General features: G+C 39.4%; 29 protein-coding genes. 27 read left to right on the top strand and 2 right to left on the bottom strand.

What is annotated here, in order from left to right; all coding sequences use genetic code 11:
- Positions 1-6 precede the first annotated feature (6 nt).
- The 15 genes from DK865_RS03960 to DK865_RS03890 all read left to right on the top strand — a co-directional run bounded on the left by DK865_RS03960 (position 7) and on the right by DK865_RS03890 (position 10542).
- Positions 7-579, top strand: coding sequence for a terminase small subunit (locus DK865_RS03960; protein ID WP_109391266.1), 573 nt, complete (start codon positions 7-9; stop codon positions 577-579).
- Positions 576-2150, top strand: coding sequence for a terminase (locus DK865_RS03955; protein WP_109391265.1), 1575 nt, complete (start codon positions 576-578; stop codon positions 2148-2150). Before DK865_RS03960 ends, DK865_RS03955 begins: the two co-directional genes overlap by 4 nt.
- Positions 2150-3520: a DUF4055 domain-containing protein gene (locus DK865_RS03950; RefSeq protein ID WP_109391264.1), complete on the top strand. Its 1371-nt coding sequence runs from the start codon at positions 2150-2152 to the stop codon at positions 3518-3520. The genes DK865_RS03955 and DK865_RS03950 overlap by 1 nt, the downstream gene beginning before the upstream one ends.
- Positions 3517-4635, top strand: a complete 1119-nt coding sequence (locus DK865_RS03945) for a phage minor head protein (RefSeq protein ID WP_109391263.1) — start codon at positions 3517-3519, stop codon at positions 4633-4635. Before DK865_RS03950 ends, DK865_RS03945 begins: the two co-directional genes overlap by 4 nt.
- Before the next feature lies 1 nt (position 4636).
- Positions 4637-5191, top strand: a complete 555-nt coding sequence (locus DK865_RS03940) for a hypothetical protein (RefSeq protein ID WP_109391262.1) — start codon at positions 4637-4639, stop codon at positions 5189-5191.
- A 103-nt stretch (positions 5192-5294) separates the two neighbouring features.
- Positions 5295-6068 (top strand): hypothetical protein, encoded by a 774-nt coding sequence (locus DK865_RS03935; RefSeq protein WP_109391261.1) that lies wholly within the window; start codon positions 5295-5297, stop codon positions 6066-6068.
- 13 nt (positions 6069-6081) lie between these two features.
- Positions 6082-7035, top strand: a complete 954-nt coding sequence (locus DK865_RS03930) for a major capsid protein (RefSeq protein WP_109391260.1) — start codon at positions 6082-6084, stop codon at positions 7033-7035.
- A gap of 2 nt (positions 7036-7037) precedes the next feature.
- Entirely contained in the window at positions 7038-7322 is a 285-nt protein-coding gene (locus tag DK865_RS03925; protein ID WP_109391259.1) for an Ig-like domain-containing protein, read from the top strand.
- Between the two features lie 38 nt (positions 7323-7360).
- On the top strand, positions 7361-7840 hold the full coding sequence (locus DK865_RS03920) for a DnaT-like ssDNA-binding protein (RefSeq protein WP_109391258.1): 480 nt from the start codon (positions 7361-7363) through the stop codon (positions 7838-7840).
- 2 nt (positions 7841-7842) lie between these two features.
- On the top strand, positions 7843-8196 hold the full coding sequence (locus tag DK865_RS03915; protein ID WP_109391257.1) for a hypothetical protein: 354 nt from the start codon (positions 7843-7845) through the stop codon (positions 8194-8196).
- 1 nt (position 8197) lies between these two features.
- Positions 8198-8779 (top strand): hypothetical protein, encoded by a 582-nt coding sequence (locus DK865_RS03910; RefSeq protein ID WP_109391256.1) that lies wholly within the window; start codon positions 8198-8200, stop codon positions 8777-8779.
- Positions 8776-9177, top strand: a complete 402-nt coding sequence (locus tag DK865_RS03905; RefSeq protein ID WP_109391255.1) for a phage tail terminator-like protein — start codon at positions 8776-8778, stop codon at positions 9175-9177. The genes DK865_RS03910 and DK865_RS03905 overlap by 4 nt, the downstream gene beginning before the upstream one ends.
- A gap of 46 nt (positions 9178-9223) precedes the next feature.
- Positions 9224-9880 carry a phage tail protein gene (locus tag DK865_RS03900; RefSeq protein ID WP_109391254.1) on the top strand — a complete coding sequence of 219 codons (657 nt, stop codon included), beginning with the start codon at positions 9224-9226 and terminating at the stop codon, positions 9878-9880.
- Between the two features lie 51 nt (positions 9881-9931).
- Positions 9932-10237, top strand: a complete 306-nt coding sequence (locus DK865_RS03895) for a phage tail assembly chaperone (RefSeq protein ID WP_109391253.1) — start codon at positions 9932-9934, stop codon at positions 10235-10237.
- Between the two features lie 26 nt (positions 10238-10263).
- Complete coding sequence (locus DK865_RS03890) at positions 10264-10542, top strand: DUF1799 domain-containing protein (RefSeq protein ID WP_109391252.1); 279 nt, start codon at positions 10264-10266, stop codon at positions 10540-10542.
- Between the two features lie 25 nt (positions 10543-10567).
- Here the strand turns inward: DK865_RS03890 and DK865_RS03885 are convergent, their stop codons facing one another.
- Positions 10568-10774, bottom strand: coding sequence for a hypothetical protein (locus tag DK865_RS03885; protein ID WP_109391251.1), 207 nt, complete (start codon positions 10772-10774; stop codon positions 10568-10570).
- 400 nt (positions 10775-11174) lie between these two features.
- Here DK865_RS03885 and DK865_RS03880 point away from each other — a divergent pair, with 400 nt between their 5' ends.
- The gene (locus DK865_RS03880) at positions 11175-11405 is read left to right on the top strand and encodes a hypothetical protein (protein WP_109391250.1); all 231 of its coding nucleotides are present in this window, start codon (positions 11175-11177) and stop codon (positions 11403-11405) included.
- Positions 11406-11411: 6 nt separating this feature from the next.
- Entirely contained in the window at positions 11412-12200 is a 789-nt protein-coding gene (locus DK865_RS03875) for a hypothetical protein (protein WP_109391249.1), read from the top strand.
- 87 nt (positions 12201-12287) lie between these two features.
- Here DK865_RS03875 and DK865_RS03870 read toward each other — a convergent pair whose 3' ends face one another.
- Entirely contained in the window at positions 12288-12521 is a 234-nt protein-coding gene (locus DK865_RS03870) for a hypothetical protein (protein WP_109391248.1), read from the bottom strand.
- Positions 12522-12907: 386 nt separating this feature from the next.
- Between DK865_RS03870 and DK865_RS03865 the strand changes: the two genes are divergently transcribed.
- From DK865_RS03865 to gpJ, 10 genes are all read left to right on the top strand, one after another.
- Complete coding sequence (locus DK865_RS03865) at positions 12908-13387, top strand: type VI secretion system-associated protein TagO (protein ID WP_109391247.1); 480 nt, start codon at positions 12908-12910, stop codon at positions 13385-13387.
- A 21-nt stretch (positions 13388-13408) separates the two neighbouring features.
- Positions 13409-13726: a hypothetical protein gene (locus tag DK865_RS03860; RefSeq protein WP_109391246.1), complete on the top strand. Its 318-nt coding sequence runs from the start codon at positions 13409-13411 to the stop codon at positions 13724-13726.
- 134 nt (positions 13727-13860) lie between these two features.
- On the top strand, positions 13861-14811 hold the full coding sequence (locus DK865_RS03855) for a hypothetical protein (RefSeq protein WP_109391245.1): 951 nt from the start codon (positions 13861-13863) through the stop codon (positions 14809-14811).
- Between the two features lie 109 nt (positions 14812-14920).
- Positions 14921-15424 carry a hypothetical protein gene (locus DK865_RS03850; RefSeq protein WP_109391244.1) on the top strand — a complete coding sequence of 168 codons (504 nt, stop codon included), beginning with the start codon at positions 14921-14923 and terminating at the stop codon, positions 15422-15424.
- A 65-nt stretch (positions 15425-15489) separates the two neighbouring features.
- Positions 15490-18423, top strand: coding sequence for a phage tail tape measure protein (locus tag DK865_RS03845; RefSeq protein WP_109391243.1), 2934 nt, complete (start codon positions 15490-15492; stop codon positions 18421-18423).
- Between the two features lie 38 nt (positions 18424-18461).
- A complete protein-coding gene (locus DK865_RS03840) occupies positions 18462-18803 on the top strand; it encodes a phage tail protein (protein WP_109391242.1) in 342 nt (113 codons plus the stop codon).
- Positions 18800-19543: a phage minor tail protein L gene (locus tag DK865_RS03835; protein ID WP_109391241.1), complete on the top strand. Its 744-nt coding sequence runs from the start codon at positions 18800-18802 to the stop codon at positions 19541-19543. Before DK865_RS03840 ends, DK865_RS03835 begins: the two co-directional genes overlap by 4 nt.
- Positions 19540-20250, top strand: coding sequence for a C40 family peptidase (locus DK865_RS03830; protein WP_109391240.1), 711 nt, complete (start codon positions 19540-19542; stop codon positions 20248-20250). Before DK865_RS03835 ends, DK865_RS03830 begins: the two co-directional genes overlap by 4 nt.
- Positions 20247-20834 (top strand): tail assembly protein, encoded by a 588-nt coding sequence (locus tag DK865_RS03825; protein WP_109391239.1) that lies wholly within the window; start codon positions 20247-20249, stop codon positions 20832-20834. The genes DK865_RS03830 and DK865_RS03825 overlap by 4 nt, the downstream gene beginning before the upstream one ends.
- 51 nt (positions 20835-20885) lie before the next feature.
- A partial coding sequence (gene gpJ, locus DK865_RS03820) for a TipJ family phage tail tip protein (protein WP_109391238.1) occupies positions 20886-24303 on the top strand: 3418 nt, incomplete at its 3' end.

Raw genomic sequence — 24303 nt, 5'->3', positions numbered from 1 at the left:
AAATAAATGGCACTCAACGATAAACAGGAAATGTTTTGTCGCGAGTACCTCATCGATTTAAACGCTACACAAGCGGCTATTCGTGCGGGGTACAGCGAGAAAACTGCTAACGCACAATCAAGCCGATTGTTAGTAAATGTTAACATCCAAAATAGAATTCAAGAACTTAAATCAAATAGGAATGAGCGTGTTGAAGTAGACGCTGATTATGTGCTCAAGCGTTTAGTTGAAATAGACCAAATGGATGTATTAGACATTCTTCGAGAGGATGGGAAGCTTAAGCCAGTTAGTGAATGGCCTAAAACATGGCGTACAACATTATCTGGATTTGATATATCCACGACAATTCGTGATTACAATGAAAGCACTGAAGAAACCATTCTCAAGAAAATCAAATGGCCTGACAAAGTTAAGAACCTTGAACTACTAGGTAAGCACGTCAAAGTGCAAGCATTTAAAGAGCAAATTGAGCAAAAAGTTGAAGCTACACACAACATTATGCCAGTTCCATCTTGCACTAACGTGGATGATTGGGAAAAGGCTGCACAACAGCAACAAGGTGAGGTACTAGGTGGATGAATTACAACGTAGTATGGAAACCTTTGCCCGGATCTCAGTCTTTATCACTAAGTTGTCCGTGTAATGAAATACTGTATGAAGGTACACGTGGTCCCGGTAAAACAGCTGCTCAATTAGCCCGTTTTAGGCGCAATGTCGGCGTTGGTTATGGTTCATTCTGGCGAGGCGTTATATTTGATACGGAATATAAAAACCTAGCAGACATCATTACGCAATCCAAGCGTATGTATCGCCTATTTAAAGATGGTGCTCGCTTTCTTGCTTCCGCTTCCGAGTTACGCTGGGTGTGGCCGACAGGTGAAGAGCTATTATTCCGGTTTGGTAAAGAAGCAGATGATTATTGGGATTACCATGGTCAAGAGTTCCCATTTATTGGCTTTAACGAATTAACCAAGCAAAAATCAGCCGATTTTTATGAGGCAATGTTCTCTTGCCGTCGTTCATCATTCCTTCCCGAAGACTATCCACTTGAAAATGGTTCTCTGTTAAAACCTATCCCTTTAGAAACATTCAGTACTACGAATCCATTTGGTATTGGTCATACGTGGGTGAAAAAGCGTTTTATCGAACCAAAGCCACGAGGAACAGTTATCCGTGAAACACAAAAAGTATTTAACCCGCAGACTGAACGTGACGAAGAAATTACATTAACCCGCGTTGCTATCCATGGCTCATTTAAGGAAAACCCTTATTTAGATCCTCAGTACATTGCAACATTGATGGGCATCAAAGACCCAAATCGTCGCAAAGCGTGGGTAGAGGGTTCTTGGGATGTGACGAGTGGCGGGCGTTTTGACCACCTTTGGAATGTAACGCATCACGTTATTAAACCGTTTCAGATCCCCGACAGTTGGATTGTTGACCGCTCACATGACTGGGGGGAGTCAAAACCATTTTCTAACCTGTGGTGGGCTCAATCAGATGGTACCGAAGCTACATTACCTGATGGGAGGAAATTCTGCCCTCCTGCTGGTTCCTTAATTTTGATAGGTGAATGGTACGGCTGTCTTCCTGATGAGCTGAATAAAGGGTTAAATATGTCATCAACCAATGTTGCTAAAGGAATAAAGTGGATTGATGAACGCTTAATCGGAGTTGATTCCGTTATCCCTAGTGAAATTAGGAAGGACGGAAAGACTCAAGGGCAATTAAACATCATGCCGGGTATTTGTAAAAAGGTAATTAAAGGGCCAGCTGATAACTCTATTTATACACCAAGTGATGATGAAGACTCTATCGCTCAAAAAATGGAAGCTCAGGGTGTTGTCTGGATGAAAGCAAACAAGAATCCCGGTTCCCGTATCAACGGCGCCTCACTTTTCGCTGACATGCTTGAGGCGGTGATTGAGGGTAAAAAAACAGAGTCAGGCATACCAGAAAAACCCGCTTTCTATGTATTTGATTATTGCCGAGGGTGGATTAGCCGTGTACCTGTTTTAGTTAGAGACTCTAAAAACCCTGATGATGTGGATACTGAGCAAGAGGATCATGATTGGGACGCTACTCGCTATCGTGTGTTACATAAGCCTATCCGCCCAGCATTCGAAATTAACCTAGGAACAACCTTCTGATGAGTACAACAAATGTAGATTTTACTCGACCGGAGTATAAAACGGCTACTCCTCAGTGGGAGTTAGTGCGCTCTGTTTGTCGAGGTGGTGATGATATAAAAAATTATCTTCCAGAGCTTGAAGAACAAGATGGCAAACGCAAAAAGAAACGCAATAAAGACTATCAAGACCGAGCGGTGTTCTATCCAATAACAGGGAATACTCGAAACGGCATGATAGGGATGGCATTTAAAAAAGATCCCTTAGTTGCGGTTGTCGAAAAGCTATCGTGTTTAAAAGATGATGCTGATGGGGCAGGTTCGAGTATTTATCAGCTCGCTCAGTCTTCACTTGAATCAGTATTAGAAGTAGGGCGGCACGGACTATATGTTGATTACAACAGTGATTCGAAACTCCCATACATATTTCAATATCGCGCTGAAGATATCATTAACTGGCGCACTGACCGCATAAATGGTCGCACCATGTTAACGCTGGTGGTATTGCGAGAGACAGTTGAAGAAGAGGACGGTTTTGGATTTAAAGACGCCCTTCAATATAGAGTGTTAGCGATAGAAGAAGGTAAATTTATCTGCCGTGTTTATCGCAAACCCAGTGGAAGTAGCGTTTTTGAGATTGACTCTGAATACATTCCAGAGCGAGCAGGTAACGGTGCGTGGAATGAAATCCCGTTTACGTTTATAGGTGCTCAGAATAACGATCACACTATTGATGAAGCGCCATTGTTAGGACTAGCAAAAATCAATTTGGGGCATTATCGAAACTCCGCTGATTATGAAGACTCAGTGTTCTTCTGTGGACAAATACAACCCTACCTAGGTGGGCTTGAAACGGAATGGCGTGATTATTTAGAAAAGAAAGGCGTTATGGTTGGTTCTCGCTCGCCAATTATGTTGCCGAAAGAAGGGTTCTTTGGTTACGCGCAAGCTCAACCTAACATGCTAGCCAAAGAAGCAATGGACAGTAAGCGTGATTACATGGTAGCGCTTGGTGCTCAATTATTTTCTGCTGATAGTAAGGTTAAAACGGTTATTCAGTCTGTCGGTGAACAGAACGCACAAACCTCTATCCTGAGTATCTGTTGCTCTAACGTTTCCGATGCATTCAGTAAAGCGCTAATGTGGTGTGCTGAATACCTTGGTTTAGACACGAAAGATACTTCCTTTGAAATTAACAAAGACCTCGTTAATCATATTGCCGATAGTTCGATGATCCGCGAAATTGTTGCAGCATGGCAATCTGGCGCAACGCGTAAATCTGACTTAGTGAGAAGCTTGCAGAAATATGATGTTATCAACCCTGCTGATGATGTCGATGTGGTGGTGGATGAGCTTAATAATCAAGAGCCGACAATGGTAGGTGAGACATGAGATCAGTGAATGAGCGGTTGATGGATGAATTGATTGCTCACTCCCTGTTTTCTGGTCGTTATTCTATGGGGGTGGCGAGGCGTATGATAAAGGCACTTAATGAGTTTGATGCTGAATTAACTGCTTCACTTATAGTGTCTTTAGATGATGCCTACATTGATGTCAATAGTTTCACTGCAAGGCGATTGGAGTCGTTGCTCTCAAGTGTCAGAAGTATTAATAAGCGTGCAGTTGATAGTGCCTTTTCATTGCTAACAGAAGAAATGAGAGCGCATGCATTATATGAGGCTGGCTACTACCCATCACTGTTTGATGCTCTACTACCGGATGTTGTTCTACGCAAATATCCACTAATGAGTATTACAGAAGAAATGCTATTTTCCTCAGTAATGTCTCGACCTTTCCAAGGGAAATTACTTTCTGAATGGGCTGATGGGTTAGAGTCAGATCGCATGACACGCATAAATAACGCTGTTCGTAATGGTTATTTGAATGGTGATAGTGCAGTAGAAATTGGACGTAAAATCAGAGGACATGCAAACCAAGGCTATAAAGACGGTGCATTGCAACTAAGTCGAGCTAATGCGACGACAATAGCTAAAACAGCCATTAACCATTTACAAGCAACAGCAAGAGATCAGTTCGCTGATGCTAATAAAGATATTCTTGATTGTAAGCAATGGTTATCTACCCTCGATAATAAAACATCTCACGATTGCATTATTCGAGATAGGTTGAAATACACGCTGGAAGGTAAGCCTATTGGACACAAAGTTCCTTACCTACAAGGCCCCGGAAAAATTCACTTCAATTGCAGATCAACAGAAACGCTGGTTACCAAATCATGGCGTGAATTAGGCATCGATTTAGATGAGATGGACGCAGGAACTCGTGCCTCAATGGACGGACAAGTACCAGCAGAAACTAAGTTTCTTGATTGGATACAGCGACAGCCTGAATGGCGTCAACGACAGGTATTTGGAGAAACACGATTCAGACTAATGAAAGAAGGCGGCATGCATCCATCTGAATTTTACACAGATAAAGGTGAGTTTATTTCTTTAGAACAATTGATAGAATTAGATAAATCAATTATTGATTTTTTAAGGAAATAAAATGAGTTTTATTTTGGGTGTGTTATCTGGGGCGATAGCAATATTTTTAGGCTTGCATAAATTTTATAGAGAAAAGTGGTGGGATAAGCAATTCAACGTTTTTTCAGATTTAGTAGACCATATCTATACTATTAAAGTATGTACTGAGTATTTTCAAAACGAAATAGAACAAAAACTAAATCCAGATGACGATCATTATGAACAAATAATTCCTAGTACAGAAGTGCTATCTAAATTTAAAGAATCAAGTCAGGCATTGGTAGATGTCCAAGGAAAAGTAAGATTTTTGGCAGGGAGTACACTTGGTGACTTACTTGTTAAGTATATTGATGATATAGATAAATTAAAATACGAATATATTCATAATGATTATGATGATAACGATGTTTTTGAATTTTACGATAAACAGCTAGATATCATAGAAAAAACATCACGTAAGATCATTGAATTATCTAGAGAAACTTTAAGGAGAGACTCCATTTTATCAGGTTTAAATGAGAAGTTTTGGTTATTAAAATACCCTAAAAAGTTTAAAGCCTGGTGCTTAACTAATTAATCATCTGAAACCCGCCATTGAGCGGGTTTTTTATTACCTAAATTTCAGCTTAGGGCTGAGCTATTACAACGCGCTAGGCGCATTCAATCCCAAGGGGAATCACATGTTATTTATGAATATCGAACGCAAATACTATTCACAGGCTGATGATGGTTCGCAAGGCGGAGGTGGTGGAGCACCGGAAATCACACCTGAAATTCAAGCCATTATTGACAAAGCGGTTAATGATCAAGTGTCAGGGCTAAAAGCCAAACGTGATGAGTTATTAGGTAAGCTCAAAGAGCAAGGCGATAACTTAAAACGTTTTGAAGGCATTGATCCTGACACTGTGAAGGGAATGCTTAAACGTTTTGAGAATGACGAAGAAGCCAAACTCATTGCGGATGGCAAGATTGATGAGGTCATTAATAAGCGCACAGAGCGTTTGCGTGGTGATGTTGATAAGCAATTGAAAGAAGCGAACACCAAAGTCGAAAAAGCAGAGGCGTTTGCAAATAAATTCCGTGCTCGTGTATTGGGTGATGAAATTCGTTCCGCAGCAGGGAAAGCTGGCGCATTAACCAGCGCTCAAGAGGATTTAATTTTACGTGCCAAAGGCATTTTTCAGATCAACGATGAAGGTCAGGCCGTAGCCGTTGATGAAGATGGTAATCCAATTATGGGTAAAGATGGTCGTACCCCATTATCACCTATTGAGTGGATTGAATCCCTAAAAGAAAGTGCTCCACACTTATTCCCCACGGCCTCAGGAACAGATGCAGGGAAACACAAACAAGGTGGTGCACACCTGAAACGCTCTCAAATGTCAGCAAGTGATAAGGCTGATTATATTCGCCGATACGGGCGTGACGCATATTTAAAACTTCCAAAAGAGTAAGGAAATATAAGTAATGGCTACGACAACTAATAGCGATTTAGTAATTTATAACGACTTGGCGCAAACTGCGTTTTTAGAACGCCGTCAAGATAATTTAGCAGTATTTAATCAGGCATCTAATGGTGCCATTGTGCTGGATAACCTGTTTATTGAGGGTGACTTCCGTAAAAAAGCCTTTTATCAAATTGGCGGTTCTATTGAACACCGTAATGTTGACTCAACTGACACGGTTGAAAGCAAAAAAATCGGAGCTGGTGAATCAATTGATGTAAAAGCACCGTGGAAATACGGTCCATATGCAACAACTGAGGAGGCATTTAAACGCCGAGGTCGTGATGTATCTGAGTTCTCTGAGCTAGTTGGTACGGATGCGGCAGATGCTTCACTAGAGGGTTACATTAAATACTCCTTAGCAGCTTTAGGTGCTGCGATTGGTAATAACAAAGAAATGGTGGTGACTGCTGACATTGCAACTGATGGCAAGAAAACACTTACTAAGGGGTTACGCAAATACGGTGATAAATTTAACCGTGTAAATCTGTTCGTCATGCACTCCACAACTTACTTCGATATTGTTGATCAGGCAATTGACAACAAAGTGTATGAAGAGGCAGGCGTGGTTATCTATGGTGGTCAGCCGGGCACGTTAGGTAAACCTGTGCTGGTAACCGATACAGCGCCAGTAGATGCTATCTTTGGTTTAGTGCCCGGTGCGGTAACTATCACTGAATCTCAAGAGCCAACTTTCCGCTCGTATGAAATCAATGATAAGGAGAACTTGGAAGTTGGTTATCGTGGTGAAGGTGTGGTTAACGTTGGCGTTCTTGGTTATAGCTGGGATGAAGCAAAAGGCAAGAACCCTAACTTAACTCAGTTAGGCACGGCTGGTAACTGGAAGAAGCATTTCACTAGCGACAAATTAACTGCTGGTGTCATGATTAAGCTAACTGCTGAAGAGGGAAAGTAACCCTGTCAGCGGATAAAACGTCCGCTATCGCTGACAGTACAGATACAGTAACGATCACTCTTAATCACACTAAAGGTAGTTCTCCAGTTGAAGGGGCTACCGTTAATTGGTCTACAACCGGTGGTAAATTAAGCGTTACTTCATCTAAGACGGGCAAGGCTGGTGGTGCGACAGTGAAATTAACTTCTGACGCTCAAGGTGAATTTATTGTCACCGCCACTGTTGATGGCATTGCGCAAAATACTAATGCCATTACATTCACAGAAAAAACTTCTCCAGACGAGTAATTTAAGGGGCTTTGTGCCCCTCTTTTTTTGAGGTGAGCATGATTGACCCTGATGAAAACTCTCCAACATTTAATAGCTACGCCAGTGTTAATGATTTAAAGAAATATGCTGAGGATAGAAATATCACTTTGGCAGATAGTGGACTAGAGGCATTACTAATAATGGCAATGGACTATCTTGAGTCGCAGAAATGGTTAGGGAAACGAACTGATGTAAATCAGCCTTTATCTTTTCCTCGGTCAGGGTTATCTCGTGATGGTGTATCCATACCAAGCGATCACATCCCAAGGCTATTAATTCAAGCCCATTGCCGTTTAGCGATTGAATCAGTAGAAAATGACCTGCAACCCACATTAGGTGCCGAAGTTCTCTCCGAGCGAATTGAAGGCGCTCTTACTGTGCAATATGCCGAAGGGACTAATACTGGAGCACCTAACTTTTCTTGGTTAAAGGGTTTGTTGTCTGGCTTGATTGATGTTTCCGATGGATTTGCCATTAATACATTTTCAATGAGGTAGCTATGAACATTTATCAACGTGGGCAAAGCACAGCATTAAGGATGTTAAAAAAATATGGCATTTCCTATCAAGTAAAGCGAGATGGTAAGCACTGGGTTGATGATGAAACTGGGGAGGAACACTTTGAGCCAGAAACGTTATTTTCTGCTATCGGAGTAAAGACGCAATACAAACCTCACGAAATCGACGGCACGCTTATTCTCTCTACGGATATCAAAATGATACTTCCTCCAGTCATAGATATTCAGAAAGGGGATAAGGTGCTTGTCGATGGCGTTTGGTTACGTGTTCACGAGCCCAACCCTGTTAAACCTGCTGATATCGTTATTTGCTATCAGACTCAATTGAGGGCGTGATATGTCAGATCAGTTTATGAAGTCGATTAACTTATTTATCGATAAAGCCAATGAAAATATTGAAACGGTTGTAAGAAAAACCAGTATTCAAATACTTGCTAGGCTCGTTGATATGTCGCCTGTTGGTAATCCTGAGCTATGGGAAGTTAATAGAGTTGCCTCGAACTACAACAAAGCAGTTTTTGAACATAATGAATATCTAAAACAAGATCCAAATAACTTAACGCCAAAGCGACGTCAGTTAAAAAAGCGTGTTCGGGTTAATGATTCTATGGATATTTATGCTCCTCCTGGTTATACAGGTGGTAGGTTTAGAGGTAATTGGCAGGTGTCGTTTGATGCTCCAGCTGAAGGTGAGACTGGGCGTATAGATAAGTCAGGCAATATGACGAAAGCGTTAGGTAACGTTGTTATTGAGCAGTTTAAAATAGGCATGAACGCTATCTATTTCACAAACAATGTTCCTTATTCCTACCGCCTTGAAATGGGTCACTCAAAGCAAGCGCCAAGTGGTATGGTTGCAGTGACTGCTGAAGAGTTTAGCCAGTTTTTCAACTCTGCCGTATCGGAAGCTAAATCATGAATCAGTCAACGATTAATACTGAAATAAGAAAACTGGTGGCGAGCATTGGCAAGGATTTAAACCTAAAAATTGCATGGCCCAATCTTCCTTTTGACGATATCAACGATCCCTATCTTCAACTCCACATCATGACAGCAGAGACAGATAACATTGGATTATCTCAGGACATGCCTGTTTATCGTGGTGTTATTCAAATCAATGTGGTTGGCAAAGTAGGGAGCGGAGACTCTAAACTCTCAAAGATTGTTGATGGCGTTAAAGTCAGATTGGAAAATGGATTAACACTAGGTGAGGGTATCTACATTAACGGAGAACCGAACCAACTCCCTCCAATTCCAGACGAAACAAACTACACCATTCCTATTCGTGCATCCTATCGATGTAACGCAATCCGATAACACCGCTTAATTGCGGTTTTTTTATACCTAAAAATAGAGGTTAACAATGGCCTATAATATTCCTAATGGGTCGCGTGTTTACATCGCAAGTAAATACGATGACGAAATTAAAATTACAGAAGCAACCAATGCTGAAGAAGCTGTGCTAATGGTTGATAACGTGGGTGACATTGCTAAAGGCGATATTGTTCATGTTACATCTGGCTGGAAAAAAGCTTCGGGTGCTTTCCGTGTTGCAAGTGTCGCTGAATCTAAAATCACCTTAGAAGGTGTCGATACCAGTGATAAAAATGTGTTTCCTGCTGGTGGCGGTACAGGAACATTAAAGAAAGTATTGTCATGGGAAGTCATGCCACAGGTAATGACGCTTTCTACGGAAGGTGGCGAGCAACAAACTCAAGAGGTTCAGTTCCTTGAAGATGAACAGGCTGAAACTATCGACACTTATAAAAATGGTGTTGTGCAGGTTTATACCTTTGCTCACGATGCCAAGCTACCTATTCGTAAGCTGTTGTCAAAGCTGGATGATAGCAAGCAAGTTACCGCAATCCGATTCTACAATAAGCGTGCAGAAGAAGATCGCTATTACACCGCTTCAATTTCATTCCAGCGTGTGCCAAATACCGCTATCAATGAAGTTGAAAACGTGACTGCACGATTCTCACTTAAATCTGAAATGCAGATTTATACCAACGCTGCTTAATCCATAAACACTCACAACAGCCCCGAAACAGGGGCTTTTTAAGGACTGATAATGCCTAAATTTACCCTTGTTCCTAATCCAACCTTTAAAGCTAACGTTAAGATCCCCGTTGCCGGCAAAGAAAAGCCGGAAGTAGTGACATTCACCTTTAAGCATCAGCCAATGAGCCAACTTGATGAAATGCGAGAAAAGCCAACTACCGAGTTCTTTGAGCAAATCATTGAAGACTGGGCGATTGAAGAACCGTATAACAAAGAAAACTTAAATCTACTGTTAGATAACTATCCATCGGCATCTCGCGCTATTGCTTCCACGTATTACAATGAGCTGCTGGGTAATCGCGAAAAAAACTCTTAACGGTCGCCGAGGCAATGTATGGCGGAATGAGTTCAAAAGAATCGGCTGAGTTCGAGCGTGCTTTTGGCTTTCCGCCAGATATTGATGATGTTGAAATATGGCCTGATGTTTGGGATTCGTACCAAGTATTTTCAGCCATGAATACACAGTGGCGTGTAGGTATGAATGGTATCACTGGGCTGGATTACAACCCGTTAAACCAAGTGATGGACTTATTCAACATCAAAGATAGGGCGACCGTATTTAGTGATCTGCGGATTATGGAAGTCAAGGCGTTAGAGGTGATGCATAAGAGGTCACAGTAGCACTTTCATGAAGTATTAAAATTATTTAAAGTTCTATTACGCTCACTATCGCCACTCGTCTAGCATACTTATCAATTTTTCTAGCTTCAGAGCAGGCAACTTCAGTAAAGGCATTCAATGTCTCCTCAATGCCTTTTCCAATGCCTATTTCTATGGCAGCGTTTCCTTTTAATAAGAATGTATTTGTATTGTCGAATGCTTCATATACAAGTAGGTATTTTTTGGATGGCATTACAATGTCCTCATTGAAGTGAGCCATTATAATATGACGTTAATGCATGACTGACAAATAAGATGCTGAAACAATCAGTAGTAAGCGCCGGCTGGTGAGTAGGAAGAGAAAGTAAACAAGGGCATCCGTGCCCTTTGTTGTTTTCTGAAAGCGCCAATCCTAACCTTGTCCGAAGATAGCCGAACGGTGGATTTGAGTCGTTTGGTGGGTAGTGACACTGTGTTTATATACAGTTTAAATCTCCTCTAAATAGAGATTCATCTCTTATAATAGATAGTGAGATTCGTCTCAGAGGCGCAAACTTTTATTGAAGTTAACTAAATGTTGTTTTAGTATGGCGCCAAGTTGATATTATCAAATTGATAAAAATCTAGTCAGTATAAATTAAGAAGGAGGGCGTATGACTGTTAGTATATTGAAGTTTATGTTAAGAGCGATCACCTCTCCTAAAACCATAGTGAAAGGAACCATTACCAACTTGGAGCAAGAAAGCAAAAAACAAGAAGTTAATACTACAGATAAGTTTTTTGTAAATTCTGATGGTTCTATATCGCTCAATCCTCATAGCGAAGCGGTACAAAAAGCTTTCGCTGCTAACATAGAGAAATTAAAGCCAAACAAAAAGGATTAATTACCTGTGTGGGCATTAATAATTGTCTTCGTTTTAATATGTGGGTATATATATGTTGATACCCACATACCTTCCAGATATAAATTAAATAAAGCCGTAGGTTGGAATGCTTACTTTTGCGTTGGAGCTAAAGGTGGGTATTTCCTAATATTAGGGATCGTTCTCACTGTTGTAATTGTATTTTACCTATATGTAATACAGTTTATTTTTAACGTTCCCCACTATCTAGGCGCAAATTACTCTCCATTCACTTTTTCTGGAGATTTTCTTAAAGAAAGGTTATTCGGTATAAGTTATCTCTCTCTGATATGCCTTGGGTGTACTGCGTTTGTAAGCATATCTCAAACATATACAGTAAGAAATGAAAACAATGCATTGCAAACTCGTATAAATGCTTTTAGAGAAATAGCAAAAGATAGCGCTATTGAAAAAATACTTCTTGATTCTCTTGATAAAATGGAAGATGGATTAATGTTATTAATCTCACTCAAATCAAGAAAGGTATATGTTGGAATGCTGGATATAGCTAGATTTGATGGTCTTGATACAAACACTCTTGTGATTATCCCAGTTATGTCTGGTTACCGAGATAAGGACACAATGACATTTATAGTAGAGCATAATTATACAGAGCACTATGATAAAGAAGGTATCACGTTAACATCAGAACCATTGTCTGTATTTCATTTCAGACATGTCCTACCATTCGATCAAATAGAATCATTATCATTATTTAACACCAATACATATCAAAAATTCCAAGAATCAATCAAAGAAAAAGAGAAAACAGATTAGCTTGTAGTAGTACTTTTTCACTAAAGCCTCGTAAGAGGCTTTTTTATTGTCAGGAATAAAGTGCACCATTAAAGTATGTTATATACTTTATAAATCATTTAATTGAGTCTTCACGCTTGCCTGAATAGTTGTATTGAATTCAATAGATATTGCTTTGGTGAGCTCAGCTACTAAAGATGGATTTGCTTTTGCGAATCCTTTTCCAAAAAATGAATCTATTTCACCAGAAATAAATTTCATGTTATCAGATACCGTTTTTTGTGCATCATTCAACGCTAAACTTGAAGACATTGAGCTTAGGTCTTTAACAACTGTAGTCATAATCAAGCAACCTCTTTTTTAGTGAATATATAAAACACATGATTTAAAGCACCAATTTCATAGTTATTATATTAACATAAATAACTTTCCACCATTAGCGTGTGATGATTTTAATAACACTCTATTTAGGGGCGTTTATTTACTCATGACAAGGAATTCAAAGAAGTAGCTTAACACCCAAGCCAAGGACGGCTTGTTCGAGATCACATATTGCGCCTCTTGATTGAGGCTTTTTGCTTTTATATTTTTTAGGATGATATTGACGCTACTAGTGACAACTAGGGATACGGATCACGGAACTAGATATAAAAAGTAAATTTACCTTTAGTAACGTAAAGATAATACATAACATAAGATTAATTTATTACTCGCAAGGAATATTTATAATGAAAAAAATCTTACTTATTTCTGTATTATCACTTTCTAGTTCTGTTTTTGCTGCTGACCATCAAAAGGTTGGCGATTGGTTGGTCAGTAAGGAAGAAAATAAATTAACCGACAAAATAGATTATTACGCAATTCTTTCTGCAAAAGATCAAGATGTATCACTTGTGTTACGTTGCCAAAATGATAAGACTGAGGCTTATTTATCAATGAGGGACTATATTGGTAGCGGTTATAATTCCAAGGTGACTCTGCGAATAGATAAAGAAAAACCCTTAACTCAGTCATGGGGGATTGGAGAAGGTGGTACATCATTATTTGTACCTAAGCCTGTATCATTAATTAAAAGTTTAGTGGGTAAAAAGAGTTTAATTTCTGGATATAGCCCGTATGGCAAAACTCAAGTGATAGCTGAATTTGATCTGGAAAATATAGATACGATAGCAAAAGAAATATCATCCGCTTGTAACTGGAAGTTATAATAAAAAGGAAGAAAGTTTGTAATGAAAAAGTTACTAGTAATACTTGCCATTCTAGCTATTTCCTTATCTATTTTTGCTTATAATAAATTAACCATATTTACAGTACAGCCAATAGGTGCGATACCAGATGGTGTAACCGTTGTTATCTGGAAAAAGGGTGGTATGAAGTTTTTTGAGAGTCCAGATAGCTTATGCATACAGAAAACTGGGGGAGTAAGCCTGTTGTGTAGAATGAGAATGTTAGGAAACGCAATTGATAAAGACGATATCATTATTAGATTACCGTACAGCGAATATGCATACTTAAAATCAACCAACGGAAGGGTTTTTGATAGGTAATGAAATAGCGTTCGTTCTTTTGAGTTTTATTTCTAATAATTAAAATAGAGTGAAGCCTCTCAATGAGGCTTTTTGCTTTTAATTGCACCACAAACAGCTAAACTAATAACAAATTAACTAACGAGGATGGTGTTGTGGATATAAAAAACGATGATAGTGTTCCGAATATAAAAATAGATATTGCACCAAATGAGCTTTATAGTGTTAGAGAAAATAAAGACAAAATTATAACATATTTTGTCAATAGAAATAACATTAGGAAATTGTTAAGAAAAAGAGAAGAAGAGAAAAAAAATAAAGCCAATAATTTTGATGAGAGACAGTTTGATTATGATTGGCTAGATGCATTTAAATTACATATTAAAGATGAGCCTATAGAGGCAAAAGAAGAAATCTACAGAGTATTGAATGAAGAGAACTCTATAGTAAAAAGTAAACCTATGTTATTTAAGCGACTTTCAGAATGGGCTCCTCTCTTAAACATTGTTGGAACTATAGTTTTAGGAATCATTACGATTATTTTGACAATAACAATAAGCGAAAGTCAAAAAAATATAATGCAATTAGCATATACACCAATAATTACCTTATCTAATACATTTTTTCAAAATACAGATACCGGTAATTACGATAATGAATATGTTGTCATAAAGAATAATGGGTACCCAATTAAAAATATTAGTGTGGTTTATGATACATATGTAACTTTTAGTATTATTGGAGATACAAAAAAAGTAACCATCCCAGTTAGCTATTATCGTGGAACTGAACCAATAAATAGTGATAAGGGTATATTATTGATAATAAAAGGAAATGATAATAACTCATATTACTATAAGGTGTTGGATGATATTAAAAAATATAATGAAGGAAAAGAATCAAAAATTACAATGGATATGTTTACTTTATTCAAAATATCATACACGGAAATAAGTGATGATAAAAAGATATTATATTATAAAGATCAAAAAAATATCACTTTTGATGAATATTCAAAGATTAAAGGTTTATCAGATAATAAAAAAAGATTTTTTGTGGAAGATATAGACATATTTGAAATAAAACAATTACTTAACCTGAAATAATTTTCAATATATTAATCAAACCTGCTTTGGCAGGTTTTTTGTTTGCTTCAATTTGCAACTATACTCAGCTACCATTAAGTAAAATGATATAAATAACTCAGAGGGCGGGATGAAGAAATTATTACTTGGTGTTATCGTCGTAACGTTATTAAGTGGTTGCGCTCAAATGGTAGAAGAGCAGAACAGGAAAAGTAACGAAACAAAGCTTTCTTTAATGGAGTGCTCTGAACCAAATCTTGACAAAAACTATAATACTGACACGAAGATTGGTTTTGTTAGTCAATTGAATTCTTTTGCTGATTCAGCATCTTCATTTAAGTACGTAGAAAATATTAGATTGCGTACAGTACGGTTAGGCTTGATGAATGATAATGACTCGAAAGAAGCTATATCAGCCATAGTTGGCTGTACTAAAAAGCAAAAAACTAAGGTTCTTGATTTAGCTCAGCCTTTATTTGAGAAAATAAAAAACCAGACTAAAGATAAAAAAGAAAGAGAGTACTTAATAGTTGCATATAGTGAGTGGGAGTCTTACATAAAAAATAGTGCAGATAATGACAACCAAGATAGAACTAAATACGATGCGGCTATTTCAATGTATAAAAATTACTAGCGCCTGAGCGTTAAATACAATATGAGCCACCTACGGGTGGTTTTTTTATGTCTGGAGGAAACTGAATGGCAGATATAGCAACAATCTCATTAAAGGCTGACACGTCAGATTTAGAGCGTGGTACACAGAAGTTAAAGGAGTTCGGTGATACAGCCGAAAGAGTGAGTGATGCTTCTCGTGATTTAAATGACCAATTTAATAGAGGTATTGATCATCAAAAGCTAGCGTCAGAAGCAATTAAGCAACAAAAAAAAGAGCTTGATGACTTATTAAATTCGATAAACCCAACAAATAAGGCATTTGATGCGCTTGATAAGGCTACTCAAAAATTAGTTGAGGCAAATAGGAAGGGGTTATTACCAAAGGATCAGTTTGCTGATTATAACGCGATACTTGAGCAGACTAGGGATAAATTAACACGAGTTAATATGTCACTTACCGCTGAGGGAAGGGCGCTGTTGGAGCAAGAGAGAGCAAGCAATCAAGCAAAGATTGCAGCAGATAAATTCTTAGCTTCTCTTAAAAATCAAACTGATGCCATTGGTAAAACAAAAACAGAGCTGCTTGAAATGAAGGCAGCTCAGTTAGGCGTGTCTGATAAAGCAGCACCTTTCATTAAGCAATTGGATGATCAGAGCAAGAAATTACTGGAGAATGCAAAGGGTTCCAAGGAATTATCTGGTGGGCTTTCAGGGATAACACCGCAGTTAAGTAGCATTATCAATCAATTAACAGGTGGGAATAATGCATTATCTAGTTTTTTAAGTCAGAGCACAGGTGTTAGTGGCTCAATAGGAGGTCTTAGTAACAGCCTTAAAGGTATGTTGCCAGCTTTAAATCCTGCAACTGTTGGTATAACTGCAATTACTACGGCGACGATAGCTTTTGGTTATGCCATTCACCAAGGAGATGCTGAACACCGAGAATACAATAAACAGTTAATTCTTACAGGGGGCTATGCTAAGAAAAGTGCCGGTGATTTAGGCATTCTTGCCAACCAGTATAAGAGTTTAAGTGTTGCTCAATTCGAATCAGCAGAGGCTATCGCTAAAGTTGTTGGCTCTGGTCGATTTATGAAGCAAGAAGTCGATATGGTATCAAGATCGGCAGTCATGTTAAAAAGGGCGATAGGGCAATCTGTTGAAGAGACAATTAGTCAATTCAAACGCTTGCGAGATGATCCTGTAAATGCAGTCCGTGAACTGGATAAGGAAATGCACTTCCTTACTGCGTCAGAATATGAACGCATTATCCAGCTTGAGGTTATGGGAAGAAAAGAGGATGCAGCGCGATTAGCTAGCCAGTCTTATGCAGAATCAATAAGAACAGGAGCTAATGATATTGAGGAAAACCTAGGTTTCCTTGAGAGCGCATGGAGAGGCGTTTCGCTAATGGCTAAACAAGCATGGGATGACATGCTGGATATTGGTCGTAAAAAATCTACTAAGGAGCAGATAAGGGAAATAGAGGAGACTCTTGTTAACTTCCAGCTAAACAAAGGGGCTGAGGGGGTTCATTTTGCTAAAACTGGCGAGATGAAAAGTGATCTTGAGGCTAGGCTAGCTGGGTTGCTTGAGAAAGATTATCTTGAAAGCAAGAAGGCTCAAGATGATTCGCTATTAAAGCAACAAGAGGAGTTTAATAAGAAAAGAATTGAAGCTGAAAGGGCTTTGATTCAGAAATACGGAAGCATAGACCAAAGATATAAAGAAGAAAAAGACCGGATACTCAATGACATTTACACGTCTGAAAAGAGCAAAAAAGAAGCTCTGGCACAACTTGAGTTGAGGTACGCAAGACAGAAGGCATCTCTCGATAATTTCCAAAATAGATTAAATAAGCCAAGCTTGGGTGCTAGAGCCGAAGAAGAGGCAAGGAAAACCATTCTCTCACTGCAAACTCAATTAAAAGTCCTCAATGATCACAAAACTGTTTATGACGTTATCAGTAACGAACGTAAAAAACTGTGGGAAACAGAAGCCAAAATATCCGTGCTGGAAGACAGAAGAAAAGAGAGGGCATTGACCAGAGACGAGCAATCACTGTTACTTAAAGAGAAAAGTATCGTTGCTTCATTGCATGAGGCTGCTGTCTTAGGTGATCAGATTGAATTACAGAAGATAAAAAATAGGGAGTTGGATAAACAAACCAAATATATTGATGCCCTTGTTGCTAAAGGCAATGCGTTAGAAATTGGCGCAAGTGGCTCTGATCGATTAAAACAACGAGAAATTGCTTTAAGTCAAGCAGATACACCTGATAAGAAAAAAGCATTAGAGGAGTATTACTCCAAAGAAGATTCCCTGCGAGGTAACTGGGAGTTAGGCTTTAAACGAGGCTTTGCTGAATTCCAAGATCAAGCCACAGATGTTTATGGTAATGTCGCCCAAATAACACAGTCTGCATTCCAAGGCATGAGTAACACTGTTGCCGATTTCCTTCTCACTAGCAAATTTAACTTAGCTGACTTCACAAAGTCTTTCCTCGAAATGACCACCAAGATGATAACTCAAATGGCGTTACTCAATGCCATGAGAGCTGGATTTGCAGGTACTACATTTGGCAGCTTCTTAGGGTTTGCTGAAGGCGGATACACAGGCGGTGGTGGTAAATATGACCCAGCTGGCGTAGTGCATAAAGGTGAGTTCGTATTCACCAAAGAAGCAACGCAACGACTAGGTGTGGATAATCTCTATCGCCTAATGGATGCAGGAAAGCGAGGTTATGCTTCAGGTGGTCATGTTGGTGGTTCAGCGCCTATGTCGGTTACACAGCCAACAGCATTTATCGCTCGCAACCCTCAAATTGCTGGTGGTGGAAACGTACAGGTTAATTTAGGAGGTATTAATATTGAAAGCGAACAACAGCAACAACCGTCAAGTAATCAAGCCAATGCTTCATCACTGAAGCGAGAATTTCAGCAAATGGTGGAGAGTGGGGTTAATAACCTACTTAGAAATCCAGCATCTGCATTATCAAGAACAATCAAAGGTAATTAATCGCCACCAATTCGGTGGCTTTTTTATTGGAGTAACCAATGGAAGAGTTTAAATGGCGAACACAAATACAAGATTCGCCAAGCGGTGAGTTCAAACATCGCATTAAAGAAATTGAATTTGGAGATGGTTACAAACAAGTTGCTGGCGATGGTATTAATCCAGAATCACAAACGTGGCCATTCTCTTATATGGGATTGAAAGATGAGGTGATGCCTATTTTTAGATTCATTCGGCGACACACAGCAAAATCATTTATTTGGACGCCTCCATTTGGTGAAAAAGGTCTTTATCGAATTAAGGCTGATTCAATAACGATGATCCCCATATCTGGCGGAGTAATGAAATTGACAGCAACGTTTGAACAGGCATTTAGCGCATGAATATCACAGCAGATGTACAAAAATTAGAGCCAGGTAATAAGGTTCAATTGATTGAGGTGGATGGCAGTGAGTTTGATGGACCAATTCTTCGCTTCCATGCTTACAATTTGCCTCATACACCAGAAGAGATAGAGCAATCTAATGGTGATATCAATCCAAAACCAATTTGGTGGCAAGGCAATGAATACGGTGCATGGCCATATGAAATTGAAGGAATGGCAAAAAATAGTGATGGTAGCCCGGCAAGACCATCTCTAAAGGTTGCTAATATTGATGGCTTAATCTCATCCTTGTGTCTCCAGTTTGACGATATGGTACAAGCAAAGATTACTATTTACGAGACATTCTCTCATTATCTTGATGCCAAAAATTTTCCTGATGGTAATCCAACCGCTAACCCTGATGAGTGTTTTAAGCAAGTTTATTACATTGATCGTAAAACCAATGAGGTGGCTGGCGAAGCGGTAGATTTTGAGTTATCTAGCCCGTTTGATTTGCAGGGAGTAATGATACCCGTTCGACAAATTCATAACCTTTGTTATTGGTGCATGAAAGGCGATTATCGCAGTGGTAATGGGTGCTCATATTCGGGGAATAAATATTTCGATGAGCGAGGCAATCCTGTTGATGATCCGGCATTGGATAGTTGCGGTGGTCTTATTAGTGATTGCAAAAAACGCTTTGGTGAAAACGAGCCATTGGATTTTGGTGGGTTTCCAGCTGCGGGGTTAACGCGATGATCACAAAGAAATTAACTGAAGCGATATTTCAGCATGTTAAAAATGAATACCCAAAAGAAGCATGTGGCGTTATCTGTCAAAAAAGTCGAGTGAAAAAATACTTCCCTTGCCACAACCGTTCTAATAACCCAACAGAACATTTTGAATTATCGCCAGAAGATTATGCACTTGCTGAAGATTGGGGAGAGCCAATTGCGATTGTCCATAGTCATTGCGGTGATGGTGTGACAACTCAGCCTAGTGAAATAGATAAACTTCAGTGTGATGCAACTGGATTGCCGTGGGTTATTGTCTCGTGTCCAGAAGGTGATGTTCGGATTATTCAACCTCGAGGTGAGCGTGAATTAGAAGGTAGGTCCTTTGTACTTGGTTATGCAGATTGCTGGTCGTTAATTATGGATTATTACCGGCAAGAGCATGGTATTGAGCTGCATAACTACAGCGTTGATCGGCACTGGTGGGAAGAAGGAGAAAATCTGTATATGGATAACTACCAGAAAGCTGGTTTTGTTGAGCTATCTGGCGATTTAAAAGATGGTGATATGGTCATTATGCAAGTACAAGCTGATGTTCCTAATCATGCTGGGGTGATAATGAATGGTATGCTACTTCATCACTTATATGGACAACTTAGCCGACTGGTTCCTTACAGTGATTACTGGCGGGATCGGACGGTAAAAATAGTGCGGAGGAAAGAGTTGATATGAGCTTAAAAACAATACGTCTATATGGTGTTCTTGGTGCAAAGTTTGGGCGGGAACACAGGTTAGATATAGATTCACCTCGTGAGGCGATTAAAGCGCTCACAGTGCTCTACGATGGTTTTGAGCAATTCCTTGCTAACGCACATTTAAAAGGAATGGAGTTTGCAGTATTTAAAGGAAATCGGAACATTAATGAAGAAGAACTGCATCTTGATACCACAGAAGAGATTCGTATCGCTCCTATTATTAAAGGCAGTAAACGAGGCGGTTTCTTCCAGACAATGCTAGGTGTAGCCATGATCGGTGCTGCAATATTTGCTCCTTGGGGAACTGCATTATGGGCAAGTGATTTAATGTTGATGGTAGGTGCCGGTGTTGCTATGGGGGGCGTCGTTCAAATGCTATCGCCTCAACCTCGTGGGTTATCTATGAGGCAAGACTCAGATAACAAACCCTCTTATGCTTTCGGTGGTGCCGTGAACTCAACAGCACAGGGAAATCCAGTTCCTCTGCTTTACGGACTAGATAGGCGAGAGGTGGGGGGAGCGATCATCTCTGCTGGGATTTATACAGAAGATCAGCAGTAACATAAACGAATTTCAGAATAGCCACTATGTGGCTTTTTTTATGGGTGAAATATGGAATTAATTCATGGTGCAAAAGGTGGTGGTGGCGGTGGACATACACCTACAGAATCACCAGATAGCTTACTTTCTGAATCAACTGCTAAAATTTTATTAGCTATCTCAGAAGGTGAAATTGCTGGTGGTTTAGATGATACTCGCATTTTTCTTGATGACACGCCTATTGGCAACGCTGATGGCACAAAAAACTTTGAAGGAGTGACTTGGGAATTTAGACCAGGTAGTGAACATCAAGAATACATTCAAGGTATCCCCTCAGTAGATAGTGAGACATCAGTAGGGTTGGAATTAAAAGACGATCAGCCCTATGTGCGAAGCATTAATAACACTCAATTGTCAGCAGAACGTATTCGCTTTTCTGTTCCTCAGCTACTTCAACAACACGATAATGGCGACACCACAGGGTATCGTATTGAATATGCCATTGATTTATCGACAGATGGTGCAGGTTACAAAGAAGTCTTGAAATCTGCATTTGATGGTAAAACAACCAGTGAATATCAACGAGCACACCGCATTGACTTACCAAAAGCAAATACAGGCTGGCAGATCCGAGCTCGCCGATTAACCAAGAACCAGAACACAGCTCAAATTGCTGACAAAGTTAGCATTTCTGCTGTTACTGATGTTATCGATGCTAAATTGCGTTATCCAAATACGGCGCTATTGTTTATTACTTTCAATGCCCGTCAATTTAATAACCGCATCCCTAAAATTAGCGTTCGCCCAAAAGGTGGGTTACTGATTAAGGTGCCAACTAATTACGATCCGATTAACCGCACTTATTCTGGCGTGTGGGATGGTACTTTTAAACTTGCAGCAACCAATAATCCAGCGTGGGTATTTTATGATTTAGTCCTAAACAACCGTTATGGGTGTGGTGATCGCATTAAAGCTTCACAAATTGAAAAGTGGGATTTGTACAAAATTGCACAATATTGTGATGAGTTAGTGCCTGATGGTCATGGTGGTGATGGTAAGGAGCCTCGTTTTCTTTGTGATGTTTACATTCAGTCACAAGAGTCGGCTTACACTGTATTGAGAGATATCGCTGCGATATTTAGAGGCATGACTTTCTGGGCTGATAACAAAGTTAATGCCGTTGCGGATATGCCAGATACTATTTTCAGAACCTTTACTAATGCCAATATTGTTGGTGGTAAACCGTCATATTCTGGTGGTAGCCAGCAAAATAGATACACACAAGCATTAGTTTCCTATACAGACACTAATAACCACAGTAATGATGCAATTGAGGCAATAGCTGATATCAAATTACAACGTCGTTATGGAGTGCGTAAGACTGAAATATCAGCTATTGGATGTACTCGACAAAGCGAAGCCAATCGTCGCGGTCGATGGGCTTTATTAACAAACTCTAATGATAGGGTAATCAGTTTTGCAACAGGGTTAGAAGGTGCAATACCTTCTCCTGGTCACATTATCGCTATTGCTGATTCGACATTGGCAGGAAGGGATAACGGAGGTCGAATAAGCAAGGTAGAAGGCATGAGGATCACATTAGATAGAAAAGCTGTAATCAAAGTTGGTGACAGATTAATTGTTAATTTACCTAATGGACGTTCAGAAGGAAGAACTGTATCGCTGGTTGCTGATAATGTCATTACAGTTTCAACTGAGTATTCACAAACACCGGAAAAAAACACAGTCTGGACAGTTGATTCTGATGATTTAGCGTTACAACTTTATCGCGTTATTAATGTTACTGATAATAGCGATAACACCTACACCATCACCGGTGCAATTCATAATCCTGATAACTATGAACATATAGATTCAGGGGCAAGAATTGATGAGCGTCCTATTACTATTGTTCCACCGGGCGTGCAAGCCCCCCCTAAAAATATCCGCATATCCTCTTATTCTCAAATCAACCAAGGCATTTCATTTACTACTCTGCGTGTTGACTGGGAAGCTGTTGATAACGCCATTACCTATGAGGCTCAATGGCGGAGAGATAACAATAACTGGGTATCAATGCCAAGATCATCAACTTGTGGTTTTGAGGTGGATGGTATTTATGCTGGTCGTTATCAGGTGAGAGTTCGTGCGATAAATGCGTCTGAAATATCCAGCGTTTGGGCTAATGCACAAGAAACAATGTTAACAGGGAAAATAGGTAACCCACCAAAACCGGTTAACTTTAGTGCGTCACCATTAGTATTTGGTATTAAATTAGATTGGGGGTTTGGTGAAAACACTAGTGATACGTTAAAAACTGAAATTCAGTACAGCAAAACCAATGATGGTGAAGGTCTGATGCTGTTATCCGACGTACCTTATCCATCGCGAACTTATGAAATGGCTGGTCTAGCAGCTGGTGTAGCATTTTATTTCAGAGCAAGGTTGGTGGATAAAACGGGTAATCAATCTGAATGGACTGAGTTTATTCGTGGGGAGTCGGAATTTGATGTAGGTACGATATTGCCAGAGCTTGATGGACACTTTATGTCATCTGAAGCCGGTCAGCAACTCAGTGAGCGATTGGATTGGAATGCAGAAACCGCAATTATTCTTGGTAATGCTGACTCTCAGCTATCACGCAGTTTGTTAGTGAAACACGGTCAATCACAAGCGGGTATTAAAGAGCTATGGCAAGTCCGTGCAACGGATAACGAAGCGTGGGCACAGACTGTTACTCAGCTCTACTCATCAATTGATAATGCAGAAAATACATTTAACTCTGAAATTAAAGAAGTTAAAACAACGATTTCTGATTTAGATAAAGCGTTCGGGCAAACATCAACTGAAATTCGCACCGAGTTAAAAACGACTAATGATGCAACAAATAAACGCATTGATGGTACCAACCAAGATTTAGCCAACACTAATCAGAAGTTAGGAAACACAGATAAAGAAGTTGGACGTATTCGTGCTGATGTTGCAACAAATAAAGAAGCGATATCTGAAACGAATAAAGCCATGGCTAAATCCGAAGAACAGGTACAAGCGCAATTTGGCAAACAACAGGGCATGATTAATCAAAAAATGCAGGCTGAATTTAGTCAAACAGGTGACGGTGTTGTCACGCATTCCATCAATATCACAATTGTTCACAACGGCACTAAATACAATGCAGCAGGACAGGTTATTAGCGCTCAAGTTAAAAATGGAAAGCTCGAATCATTCTTTGGTTACAACGCCAATAATTTTGCTTGGTATAACCCTGTAAATGGCAAGATGGAATTATTCATGTACGCCAAGAATGGGCAATTGTTTATTCGAGATTTATTTATCGAAGATGGCTCTATTACAAATGCAAAAATAGGGAATGTTATTCAATCTAATAATTATTTAAATGGGAGACCGAGCTGGATAATTAATAAAAATGGGTTTGCTGAGTTTCAGAACATAAAAGCAAGAGGAGAAATAGAGGCAACTTCTGGACGTT

Origin of the sequence: Proteus cibi, assembly GCF_003144405.1 — a bacterium.
Lineage (GTDB): Bacteria > Pseudomonadota > Gammaproteobacteria > Enterobacterales > Enterobacteriaceae > Proteus > Proteus cibi.
Note: the sequence above shows the minus strand (reverse complement) of the source record. Positions and strands in the feature narration are given on the sequence as shown.

Excerpts from the sequence above, each read along its gene's own strand:
- DK865_RS03905 (WP_109391255.1), top strand. The coding sequence starts at position 8,776 with ATGAATCAGTCAACGATTAATACTGAAATAAGAAAACTGGTGGCGAGC.
- DK865_RS03890 (WP_109391252.1), top strand. The coding sequence starts at position 10,264 with ATGAGTTCAAAAGAATCGGCTGAGTTCGAGCGTGCTTTTGGCTTTCCG.
- DK865_RS03865 (WP_109391247.1), top strand. The coding sequence starts at position 12,908 with ATGAAAAAAATCTTACTTATTTCTGTATTATCACTTTCTAGTTCTGTT.
- DK865_RS03930 (WP_109391260.1), top strand. The coding sequence starts at position 6,082 with ATGGCTACGACAACTAATAGCGATTTAGTAATTTATAACGACTTGGCG.
- DK865_RS03900 (WP_109391254.1), top strand. The coding sequence starts at position 9,224 with ATGGCCTATAATATTCCTAATGGGTCGCGTGTTTACATCGCAAGTAAA.
- DK865_RS03840 (WP_109391242.1), top strand. The coding sequence starts at position 18,462 with ATGGAAGAGTTTAAATGGCGAACACAAATACAAGATTCGCCAAGCGGT.
- DK865_RS03880 (WP_109391250.1), top strand. The coding sequence starts at position 11,175 with ATGACTGTTAGTATATTGAAGTTTATGTTAAGAGCGATCACCTCTCCT.
- DK865_RS03915 (WP_109391257.1), top strand. The coding sequence starts at position 7,843 with ATGAACATTTATCAACGTGGGCAAAGCACAGCATTAAGGATGTTAAAA.
- DK865_RS03910 (WP_109391256.1), top strand. The coding sequence starts at position 8,198 with ATGTCAGATCAGTTTATGAAGTCGATTAACTTATTTATCGATAAAGCC.
- DK865_RS03885 (WP_109391251.1), bottom strand. The coding sequence starts at position 10,774 with ATGCCATCCAAAAAATACCTACTTGTATATGAAGCATTCGACAATACA.
- DK865_RS03835 (WP_109391241.1), top strand. The coding sequence starts at position 18,800 with ATGAATATCACAGCAGATGTACAAAAATTAGAGCCAGGTAATAAGGTT.
- DK865_RS03950 (WP_109391264.1), top strand. The coding sequence starts at position 2,150 with ATGAGTACAACAAATGTAGATTTTACTCGACCGGAGTATAAAACGGCT.
- DK865_RS03955 (WP_109391265.1), top strand. The coding sequence starts at position 576 with ATGAATTACAACGTAGTATGGAAACCTTTGCCCGGATCTCAGTCTTTA.
- DK865_RS03940 (WP_109391262.1), top strand. The coding sequence starts at position 4,637 with ATGAGTTTTATTTTGGGTGTGTTATCTGGGGCGATAGCAATATTTTTA.
- DK865_RS03825 (WP_109391239.1), top strand. The coding sequence starts at position 20,247 with ATGAGCTTAAAAACAATACGTCTATATGGTGTTCTTGGTGCAAAGTTT.
- DK865_RS03870 (WP_109391248.1), bottom strand. The coding sequence starts at position 12,521 with ATGACTACAGTTGTTAAAGACCTAAGCTCAATGTCTTCAAGTTTAGCG.
- DK865_RS03895 (WP_109391253.1), top strand. The coding sequence starts at position 9,932 with ATGCCTAAATTTACCCTTGTTCCTAATCCAACCTTTAAAGCTAACGTT.
- DK865_RS03845 (WP_109391243.1), top strand. The coding sequence starts at position 15,490 with ATGGCAGATATAGCAACAATCTCATTAAAGGCTGACACGTCAGATTTA.
- DK865_RS03860 (WP_109391246.1), top strand. The coding sequence starts at position 13,409 with ATGAAAAAGTTACTAGTAATACTTGCCATTCTAGCTATTTCCTTATCT.
- DK865_RS03850 (WP_109391244.1), top strand. The coding sequence starts at position 14,921 with ATGAAGAAATTATTACTTGGTGTTATCGTCGTAACGTTATTAAGTGGT.
- DK865_RS03960 (WP_109391266.1), top strand. The coding sequence starts at position 7 with ATGGCACTCAACGATAAACAGGAAATGTTTTGTCGCGAGTACCTCATC.
- DK865_RS03830 (WP_109391240.1), top strand. The coding sequence starts at position 19,540 with ATGATCACAAAGAAATTAACTGAAGCGATATTTCAGCATGTTAAAAAT.
- DK865_RS03920 (WP_109391258.1), top strand. The coding sequence starts at position 7,361 with ATGATTGACCCTGATGAAAACTCTCCAACATTTAATAGCTACGCCAGT.
- DK865_RS03935 (WP_109391261.1), top strand. The coding sequence starts at position 5,295 with ATGTTATTTATGAATATCGAACGCAAATACTATTCACAGGCTGATGAT.
- DK865_RS03945 (WP_109391263.1), top strand. The coding sequence starts at position 3,517 with ATGAGATCAGTGAATGAGCGGTTGATGGATGAATTGATTGCTCACTCC.